This window comes from Bacteroides sp. 1001136B_160425_E2, from assembly GCF_015559655.1.
GTDB lineage: Bacteria > Bacteroidota > Bacteroidia > Bacteroidales > Bacteroidaceae > Bacteroides > Bacteroides luhongzhouii.
This window is the reverse complement of sequence record NZ_JADMQH010000015.1, coordinates 155635-166554: the sequence shown is the minus strand read 5'-3', so window position 1 is coordinate 166554 and position 10920 is coordinate 155635. Positions and strand designations below refer to the sequence as shown.

Below are 10920 nucleotides of genomic sequence, written 5' to 3'. Positions count from 1 at the left end.
AAGTTCATGCAATATTGCACAGGCAAAGGTGCTATGAAAATATGACAGAGAAAACGGGTACTTTATCGGATGCTTACAAATTTTCCATTTCAATTCGATTTTTCACAAAGCTACAAAAAAAATATTCATCGCACCATTCACTGTTTTACAAAAAAAAATATCAACGATCTTCACAGACAGTTGATATTATAGAAATCACATCGGATTTACACCGACATGAGGGCGTTGATCAGGAATACACCGCTGTATATTTCCTGACCACAAAATGTAGGGTTCTTCATGTGTGTAGCATAAAGTTAGGGACCTACATATTCCATCTCACTTTTGTGTAAAGTATTAAAAGTACTCTATGGCATTATTAACTTAAAATATAGGTTATCAATGGATCTCATCTATGCATCCAGCATCGAAGTTTATTGACCATTATATTGGTTGGATCTACTATTCCTTATTGTGAGTTTGTTCTCCATATCCATAACCGTAACCATATCGTTTACCATAACCGTAATACTTGCCATATTTGCCATAACCGTAATAATAACCGTACTTTCTTCTCTTCAGATCCAAACCATTAATTACAGTACACAACTTAGGTAATTTATTATTTTCAGCAAGTTCATTGATCAAAGTATACTCATTCTTGTGAGTATAATCTGCACGACAAACATAAACAGATAAATCAGCCACACGCCCTATCAGCAATGTATCAGTTACCATACCAACAGGAGCTGTATCCAAAATTACATAATCAAAACTCTTCTTGAGTGTTTCAATTGCTTTATCCAATCCATCACGTGCTAACAATTCGGTCGGGTTAGGAGGAACTGTTCCACCAGGAAGAATATACAAATTCTTGCTAACATCAGAGGGCTGTACCAAATCCATCAAATTCTTTTCCGGATTGGCCAAGTATTGAGTTATACCCACTTCTTTTCTTGGAATATTAAACACCTTATTCAAACCCGGTTTACGAATGTCCAAACCGACAATAATAACCTTTTTACCTAATAAAGAAAGACTGATAGCAAGATTAGCTGAAATAAAAGATTTACCTTCACCACTAACTGTAGAAGTAACTAAAATCACTTTCTTATCATTTTCAAGCATAAATTGAAGATTCGTTCGAATATTACGGAAAGTTTCGCTCATCAGGTTGTTTTGATTCTCAAATACAGCAATAGCCCCCTGCTTTTCATCTGTCAATGGGATATCACCGACAATAGGTATACTAGTGAGTTTTTCTACATCAGAACGTCCCTCAATCCTAAACTTAGTCAAATTGATTAAATAGATGACACCTACAGGAATTCCGACACCTAGAACTAAAGCAATCAAATAAATCATCTTACCTTTAGGTGATACAGGAATTTCATCAGCAATAGCATCATCAATTATTTTAGCATTGTTAGCTGTAGCAGCCAAAGTAATAGCATTCTCTTCACGTTTCTGTAAAAGCAACAGATATAATCCAGACTTGATCTCTTGCTGACGAGCAATACTCACAAACTGACGTTCCTGTCCCGGAGCCTCATTGATACGGCGAGAAAAACGACTAGCTTCACGATCCAAATCTGCTTTTGTTATCAGTAGTCCCTGTAAAGTACGATCAAGAGTAACATCCACATTCATCTTCATCGCACGAATACTTGTATCCAGATTTATAATTGTAGGATTGTTTTCTGTAGAAGTGCGCAACAAACGTTTACGTTCTACTAGCATTTCGTTATAACGATCAATTTGAGCTACGAGTCCAGCATCTTGCAGACCAATATTACCAGGAAGTACTTCATATTCATTTCCTCTCATATATCTACGCAAATCCTCTACCAAATTGATTTGCGTTTGGTTCTCTACACGTTTCTTTTCATATTCCGCATTTCCTGTCAAAGCTATTTGAGCTTCACTCGTTAAATCCGTAATACCAGCATTTCGTTTAAAAGTCTCCAAACTTTCTTCAGTACTACCTAACTCTTTTGATATAATACCAATACGCTCATCAATAAACTCTGCTGTCTTTTGAGCAATTTCATTCTTATCATTATTCGTATTAATATTATACATTTCCAAAAGCTTATTAATAAAATCCTGCCCACGTCGTAAGCTGGAATTCTTCAATGATATAACTGCAACAGAAGTTGTTTTCGAAGTAGGCTCGATAGTCATACTTTTGCAATACCATCTTGCTACACGCAAAGGATTATTTATAGTCGCTGTTATATTACGAACTTTTTTCGCCAAATCAACATCGTCAGTTCCCTTAGAAATCAAAGAATCGGGACTCATGAAAAAAGCTAATGTTCCCCTTGCGGTAGGGAAAACTGCAGGTAATTTATCAAAATGTTTTTGGAATTCATCATCTCCCACCTTTACATTTATATCCAAACTTCCTTGTGGCTGTAAAGCCATCTCCACAATCATAGGATCATCCAATAATTCAGCCTCTTGTGGAATCAAATTAACTTGCACAGGAGAAGTTTTATACATATCCTTTGCCGGAAATTCATCTTCATCTTTATAAGATATATATAAATTCAAATCTATAACAACTTCTTTCGCAATAGTCTTAGAACGAAGCACTTCAATCTCATTATCGATATTTTGAGAAGAAGAGATCAAACCGTCCAACCCTAAGTTTTCCAATTCTGATGCCATACCTGCTCCTCCCCCCTTTTTATCATCTTTTATCAGAACTGTAGCTGATATATTATATACCGGAGTAGCCATACGCAAATACAACCATGCCCCTAGCAAAAAGACAACAACTGTTCCAACAAACCAAGGCCAATGAATCAAATATTTAAACAGGATTTCCTGAAAATCAATCTTCTCTTCATTCGCTTCCTGTTCCACATTATATACTTTTTTTTCTTTCATCTCTTAAGACGTTACTTTAAGATATTAAACAATAAACTGGCAAGTGATACCAAAATAGAAGTCGCAGAAAACCACAAACTAGTACTATTACCGATATCAGAATTACGAGCTTTCGCCTTATTCGGAGTCACATAAATAATATCATTCTGTTGTAACCAGTAATAAGGAGAAAGAATAGTTTCAGCCTTATTCAAATCTAGAGTAATAATCTGTTGCTTCCCGCTTGAATCTTCACGAATGAGTCTTACATTGTCACGAAGCCCATAAACAGTCATATCACCTGCCATAGCAAGCGCCTCTAATAAATTAACCTTTTCATTAGAAATAGTAAATGTACCCGGACGAGTCACCTCACCAATCACTGATATTTTATAATTTACCATACGCACTGTTACAATTGGAGTTTCTGTAATATATAGCTTCAATTTATCGACAATCATCTGCTCCGCCTGTTTTTTTGTCAATCCTCCCAACTTCAATTCTCCCAATACAGGAAAATTAATTTTTCCTTCATTATCTACCAAATAAGGTTGTAGCATTGGTTGTGCTGTGGTAAAGGTTGAATTACTAGAGGCTATACCGCTGGGACTAGCAATTGTCAAATTGAAGGGTAAAGCCAATTCCGGACTGGTGCAAGACACTACAATTGTCAACAAATCCTTTGGCATAATTTTAGCGTCATACAAATTTTCCTGTTGAGTTACTTGTTCCACAACTTCCACATCCTGTAAATATGGAACTTTTTTATACGACTGGCAAGCTACCAACAAAAAAGGTAACAACAGCAACCCAAATTTCTTATTAAGTCTTCTCATAATCTATTTTATTTATTTTATTACAACTAATCACCAAACCTTTATTAATACGCCTCCTTTTCTCCATGAATCGCATTATACACTGTCTTGTACATAATATAGAGATCTAATAAAAATGTCCAATGCTCAATATACCAGATATCACGCATCACACGACCTTCCATCTGCCAAAGCTCTTTTGTCTCACCACGATAACCAGTCACCTGTGCCCACCCCGTTATACCTGGTTTAACAAAATGACGAACCATAAACTTATTTATTAGTAAAGAGTACTCTTGAGTATGTTTTAGCATATGGGGACGTGGACCAACAATAGACATATCACCTTTAAACACATTAATAAATTGTGGTAGTTCATCAATGCTAGTCTTTCTTATAATCTCCCCTATCCTTGTTTTACGTGGATCATGCTCTGTAGCCTGAAGAGTATCACATTGAGCATTCACTCTCATTGAACGGAATTTATAACACCAGAACTCCTTTCCATCTTCACCGCTACGCTTCTGTTTAAAAAAGATAGGTCCCGGAGAACTCATCTTTATAGCGACTCCAACAATAATATAAATAAATGGGAAAATCGTACATAAAAATAATGTAGAACACACTATATCAAAAGTACGTTTTACTATACGGTTCTCAAGTAACTCTAAAGGTTCACGACGAATAGATAAAACAGGAACATTTCCCAACATTTCAAAATGCATCCGACGTTTCAAATAATTGCGTACATTCGGAACACTAAAAAAACGAACTAAATGGTTCTCACAATAATTAATAATGGGAACAATTTCAGCACTACGAGCAGAAGGAAGGCTACAATAGAGCTGGTCTACTCGGCCGACATTCTGCTTCAGAAAATTGTTTACCTCTTGAGGATGCCCTAAATATGAGACATCACTTGGGTAACGGTCTGAAGGAAAATCCTCAAAATATCCAAGAACACGATACCCCGAAGTGGGATCATCTGTCATTGCGTGATAAAGCTCCTGCATGTTTTCATGACTACCAATCAATATCACTTTACGAACATTCCCTCCTTGCTTACGATAAAGTTCCAAGAAGTAACGAAAAGCCAAACGATAGCTTACTATTACTAATATCAAAACAATATAAAACAAACCAAAAAGCCGGGAATGAGAAAACTCAAAATGAAAAAGTAATAAAATACAGACTGAAAGCAATACAAAAGGAACCATGTTACGTAAAACACGGACCATGATTTGTTCAGGACGGACTACCGAACGATGAAGAATGACTCCGGAGTGCATATTACAAAGTAGATAACATAAAGTTATCAAAGCCATACCTTGAAGGATGGAACCACAATTCTCGCACCAAAAGCGGTTACCCAAAAACTGTTCGAATCCCCATAAAAGCAGGTTCAGCAAAATAAGATCCCCCAAAAGGACACAAGATTTTAGGACTTTGTTAAAACGTTGGACTTCCTGCATATGTATTAGTTATGATTGATATAAATTAGTCATAATACCACCTATGTGCACGACAGTGAAAAAATACCGTACCAGAATACTCTACCATATACTATTCAAAATTCTTATCTAATATGACAGCAATATTATTCTCTATTCATCGACTCTTGCATGTAGAGTCTCTTTACAAATTTCAAATCATGAGAAACCATTATTTTTATAAGTTCTTCAAAAGATGTCTTCCGAGGATTCCAACCAAGTAAAGTTCTTGCTTTTGTAGGGTCACCCAATAATTGTTCAACTTCTGCAGGGCGAAAATATTTAGGATCTACTTCCACCAAAACTTTCCCAGTGGCCCCATCAATCCCCTTCTCATTTACCCCCTTGCCTTCCCAACAAAGATTAACACCTGTTTCTTTAAATGCTAACGTAGTAAATTCACGTACTGTATGATACTCTCCTGTAGCAATTACAAAATCTTCAGGTGCATCATGTTGGAGAATCAACCACATACATTCTACATAATCTTTAGCATATCCCCAGTCACGAAGAGAATCAAGGTTACCCAAATAAAGTTTGTCTTGTAAACCTTGAGCAATACGTGCAGCCGCCAACGTAATTTTACGAGTTACAAAAGTTTCACCTCTCCGCTCACTTTCGTGATTGAACAGGATTCCATTTACCGCAAACATTCCATAACTTTCACGATAATTCTTGGTAATCCAAAAACCATACTGCTTAGCCACTCCATATGGAGAACGGGGATAAAAAGGTGTTGTTTCCTTTTGAGGAACTTCCTGAACCATACCAAATAATTCAGAAGTCGAAGCCTGGTAAATTTTAGTCTTCTTTTCCATACCCAAAATACGAACCGCTTCCAACATACGAAGTGTACCAATAGCATCAGCATCAGCTGTATATTCGGGAACATCAAAAGATACTTTTACATGACTTTGAGCTGCCAAGTTATAGATCTCATCTGGTTGGACTTGCTGAATAATACGAATTAAAGAACTACTATCTGTCATATCACCATAATGGAGATTTACCAAACGGTCTTTTTTCATATCACGTACCCATTCGTCTAAATAAAGATGTTCGATACGACTTGTATTGAATGATGAAGAACGGCGAAGAATACCGTGGACCTCATAACCTTTTTCTATTAAAAATTCTGCCAGAAATGAACCATCTTGTCCTGTAATACCTGAAATTAATGCTATTTTTTTCATAAAATATTCTCTATTAATTATGATCCATAATCATTCCATTTTTCTCTTTTAAAATATTCCACAAGAATAAAACATTTCCTATAATATACCTACGCCACATTCTTTTCGGTTCTTTCAATAAACGATATGCCCATTCTAATCCGTTTTTCTGCCACCATTGAGGAGCCCGCTGTACAGTTCCTGCAAAAAAATCGAATACAGCTCCAATTGTACCTATGTGACAATGAACATTAAGTTCATTCAAATGCTCATAAGCCCATTTTTCTTGCTTGGGTGCAGTCATACCAATCCAAAGCAGATCAGGATTAGCCATATTTACTGCATTAATCATTTCTCGATTTTCTTCCTCTGTAAAACTCGATTTGTAAGGAGGAGAATAAGTCTTAACTTGAATATTGGGATAGACAGTCTTCACTTTTTCACACACCAAAGACAATGTTTTCTTACTACTTCCCAAAAAGAAGCATACTCCCCCTTTCTGATTTAATTTATTCATTTCATATTGAAACAAATCCCATCCGGCTGTACGTTCTATTTTTTCACCCCGTAGAAATTTAAAAGCAAGCACCATACTGATACCATCCGGAATCAATGCTCCTCCTTTTAATAATGCTTCCTGAAAAAGCGGATCTTTCAAGGCAGTGTTATATGAATGAGCATTAATCGTATTAATCAGCAACTTGCCTTCGGGTAATGACGATAAATCCTTCTGATTCTTCAGAAGAATAATTGTTTTAAGACAAAGTTTCATATATATTAAATAAGAAATTATCTGAGTCTGAGGACTTTCGAAATGTGCTATTAAGTATAAAAGATGATGTTCGCCTCAGTTTAAAGTGGAATTAAAATGAAAAGTATTATCTTCCTATACAATAATAAGTAACCCCTTTTTCCATCATTTCTACCGGGTCATATATATTACGTCCATCAATGATTACAGGACTATTCATTGTGCGCTTCAAAACACCCCAACTTGGCAAACGAAATTGTTTCCATTCCGTTAACAACAATAAAGCATCTGCATTTAATACTGCATCATACATATCTTTCGCATAAGTAACTCCTTCACCGACACGGCGTTTACATTCATCCATTGCTACAGGGTCAAATACCTGAACTTTACAACCAGCTTTAATTAGCTGATTAATAGTGATTAACGCTGTTGCTTCACGCATATCATCAGTTTCTGGTTTAAATGCTAATCCCCAAATTGCAATAACTTTCCCATGAAGTTCACCATTGTAATGCTTACAAAGTTTATTAAACACAATATGTTTTTGATTTTCATTTACTTCTTCTACAGCTTTCAACACTCTCATTTCATAGCCTCTATTTTCAGCAGTCTTAACTAGAGCTTTCACATCTTTAGGGAAACAACTACCTCCATATCCACACCCAGGATATAAAAATTTACTACCAATACGTGTATCCGCTCCAATACCTTTTCGCACCATGTTCACATCTGCCCCTACTAATTCACACAAGTTCGCTATATCATTCATAAATGAAATACGTGTAGCTAACATACTATTTGCTGCATACTTTATCATTTCTGCAGAAGGTATATCCGTAAAGATTACTCGGAAATTATTCAGCATAACAGGACGATACAAACGACTCATAAGCTCCTTCGCCTTTTCGGACTCTATTCCCACTACCACACGATCTGGTCTCATGAAATCCTGAATAGCAGCACCTTCCTTCAGAAATTCCGGATTTGAAGCTACATCAAACTCAATATCAACTCCTCTTTTCTCTAACTCTTCGTGAATAGCCTTTTTTACCTTTTGAGCTGTACCTACAGGTACGGTGGATTTGGTGACAAGCAATACATATTTGTTTATATTACGCCCTACAGTACGTGCTACTTCCAGAACATAAGTTAAGTCTGCACTTCCATCTTCATCCGGAGGTGTTCCCACAGCACTAAAAACGATGTCTACATTATCCAAACAAGTTTTTAAATCTGTTGTAAAGTTTAGTCTACCTTCCCTGTGATTACGTAATACCATTTCATCTAACCCAGGTTCATAGATTGGAATTTGACCATCTAACAGGCTTTTGATTTTCTCTTTGTTAACATCGACACACGTTACATTTACCCCCATTTCAGCGAAGCAAGTTCCACTTACTAAGCCAACATATCCAGTTCCTACAACTGCTATATTCATAATTAAAAATTTTAGATAACAATGATTATTTTAAAGGATTTTTCTCTGACTTATACCATTGTATGAATTTTGCAACCCCATCGTGTAATGTAACCATTGGTTCATAGCCAATTTCCTTTTTCAACATGGAGGTATCAGCATTAGTCTGATACACATCTCCAGGCTGCATGGGTAAGAATATTTTTTCAGCTTCATGGCCCATGGCAGATTCTATTTCATGGATAAAATCCATCAATTTTACTGGATGTGAACATCCTATATTGTATATTTTATATGCTACTCCATTCGAGCTTTTCTGTGTTACCGGAACATGATCCAGTGTCCGTATTGTACCTTCAACAATATCATCAATATATGTAAAATCACGAATCATATCTCCATTATTGAAAACCTTTATCTGTTCTCCATTTGAAATAGCTCTAGCAAATAACATAGGAGCCATATCAGGACGTCCCCATGGACCATAAACAGTAAAGAAACGAAGTCCAGTCACAGCAAGACCATACAGTTTACTATAACTATGTGCCATCAATTCATTACTTTTTTTAGTTGCAGCATACAAACTAACTGGAGTATCCACTTTGTCTTCCTCAGAATACGGTACTTTCGAATTTAGACCATATACGGAACTAGAAGATGCAAACACCAAATGTTTCACCTCATAATGACGACAACATTCCAATACATTCAAGAAACCAGCCAAATTACTTTGTAAATAAGCATATGGATTTGTAATAGAATATCTCACTCCAGCTTGCGCAGCTAAGTTTACAACCTTTTCAAAATGTTCCCTTTCAAAAAGTTCTTCCATGGCATGCCGGTCATCAATAGACATCCGTATAAATCTACAAGTTTCATACCTAAAGCTTTGTATCGGTTGATTCCATACAAATTCATCATTCAATATGATACCCATTTCCGATAATCGACCATATTTCAATCGGACGTCATAATAGTTGTTTATACTATCAATCCCCACTACCTCATCGCCTCTAGATGCCAATACACCCATTAATTTAGACCCAATAAAGCCTGCAGCACCTGTTACTAAAATTTTCATAAATCACAAATTGTTTAATCTATCAACTCTATCATTCTTGCTTTCATTTCAGAGTAACATGCAAATCTATATTTACACATAAAAGGCTGTCGCTCGTCTGTAATGACAGCAAGTATGTCAGTATTCAGTACAGGAGAATAATCTCTCTACTAAATATTTCACCAATAAGTATATAGGATTTATAATACCTGACAATTATTTCAATTAACTTGTAAACTTTACATTAAATAGGAAATCATACTCTTCTTTTAGTTTCTCCAATACAATTTCATCCGTATAATTTGATAAAACTCGATTATAAGAATTATATGAAAACTGTTCTATCAAATCATTATCTATAATGTACTTTATTTTATTTACGAAGCATTTCACATCTAATTTCTCAACAATAAGAGAATCATTTTCTATAACACTTCTATTAAATCCTTGTGAAGTCGTTATAGGAATCAATCCCCACGCCATAGCTTCAGTTAAAGCATTAGAATGGCCTTCTCGTGGTTCTTTTGACGGAAAAATATAAAAACTTTTATCTACTAAATGTTTTTTCAATTCTTTATGATTACAAGCAGGTAAAATATTTATACGAGACTCTAAGTTACTTTCTTTAATTTTATTTTTAATATAATCTGTATAGAATTGACTTTCGCTATTTCCAATAATTTCTAAATAAACATTATTATACTCTTTCGCCAACAGAATAAAAGTATTAATAACGATATCGGTATTCTTCGTTTTAGATAATCGTCCAAAATATATCAAATTAATTTTATCTTTCGGCTTTTGAGGATACTGCTGAGGGTAAAAATCACCTTGAACATAATTAGGGTAATAGAAGATTCTCTTATTGGTATCTATTTTCTTTATTAGAGAAAAATTTTCTTTCCCTTGAGAAAATATTTCGTCACTTCTCCTTATAGCTCTTTTAAAAAAGAATTTATATAGAAAATGTCCTTCTTCATAATATTGATTAGCACCTCCACCTCTCATTTCATAAATGACTTTATAATGAAGTACTTTAGCTATGGCGATTAATAAATATTCAAAATATATCATTATACCATAAAAGCCAGCAATATGAACTATAGCCCCCTTTCTTTGTCCATTTATTAAAGTCTTTGCAAACAAAAAAATATTTGAGATTATTTTAAATAACAACTCAATAGAATTAATTAATGAATGATCATTAACCCTTATATATTTAGGGATTAGAACAATATCATAATTGAGTTTTTTCAATAGAGCAAGAGTTCTTCTATTACCTACTTCCCCGCCTCCGAATGGAATTTTACTCCAATCCCCAAAATTTGCAAAAAAATAAATACGATTTTTCACTTAGTA

At 35.1% G+C, this 10920-nt stretch carries 8 protein-coding genes; all 8 read right to left on the bottom strand.

Going from position 1 to position 10920, the window contains the following annotated elements:
* Positions 1 to 441: 441 nt before the first annotated feature.
* Positions 442 to 2874 carry a GumC family protein gene (locus I2I04_RS16190; RefSeq protein WP_195655443.1) on the bottom strand — a complete coding sequence of 811 codons (2433 nt, stop codon included), beginning with the start codon at positions 2872 to 2874 and terminating at the stop codon, positions 442 to 444.
* A gap of 11 nt (positions 2875 to 2885) precedes the next feature.
* Positions 2886 to 3689 (bottom strand): polysaccharide biosynthesis/export family protein, encoded by an 804-nt coding sequence (locus I2I04_RS16185; protein WP_008016699.1) that lies wholly within the window; start codon positions 3687 to 3689, stop codon positions 2886 to 2888.
* Positions 3690 to 3733: 44 nt separating this feature from the next.
* Entirely contained in the window at positions 3734 to 5140 is a 1407-nt protein-coding gene (locus I2I04_RS16180) for an undecaprenyl-phosphate glucose phosphotransferase (protein ID WP_004314915.1), read from the bottom strand.
* A 125-nt stretch (positions 5141 to 5265) separates the two neighbouring features.
* On the bottom strand, positions 5266 to 6351 hold the full coding sequence (gene gmd / locus I2I04_RS16175; RefSeq protein ID WP_004314914.1) for a GDP-mannose 4,6-dehydratase: 1086 nt from the start codon (positions 6349 to 6351) through the stop codon (positions 5266 to 5268).
* A gap of 13 nt (positions 6352 to 6364) precedes the next feature.
* Complete coding sequence (locus tag I2I04_RS16170) at positions 6365 to 7102, bottom strand: WecB/TagA/CpsF family glycosyltransferase (protein ID WP_004314913.1); 738 nt, start codon at positions 7100 to 7102, stop codon at positions 6365 to 6367.
* Positions 7103 to 7208: 106 nt separating this feature from the next.
* Complete coding sequence (locus I2I04_RS16165) at positions 7209 to 8522, bottom strand: UDP-glucose dehydrogenase family protein (RefSeq protein ID WP_195655442.1); 1314 nt, start codon at positions 8520 to 8522, stop codon at positions 7209 to 7211.
* A gap of 25 nt (positions 8523 to 8547) precedes the next feature.
* On the bottom strand, positions 8548 to 9582 hold the full coding sequence (locus I2I04_RS16160; RefSeq protein WP_195655441.1) for an NAD-dependent epimerase: 1035 nt from the start codon (positions 9580 to 9582) through the stop codon (positions 8548 to 8550).
* Between the two features lie 204 nt (positions 9583 to 9786).
* Positions 9787 to 10914, bottom strand: coding sequence for a glycosyltransferase family 4 protein (locus I2I04_RS16155; protein WP_195655440.1), 1128 nt, complete (start codon positions 10912 to 10914; stop codon positions 9787 to 9789).
* Positions 10915 to 10920 lie beyond the last annotated feature (6 nt).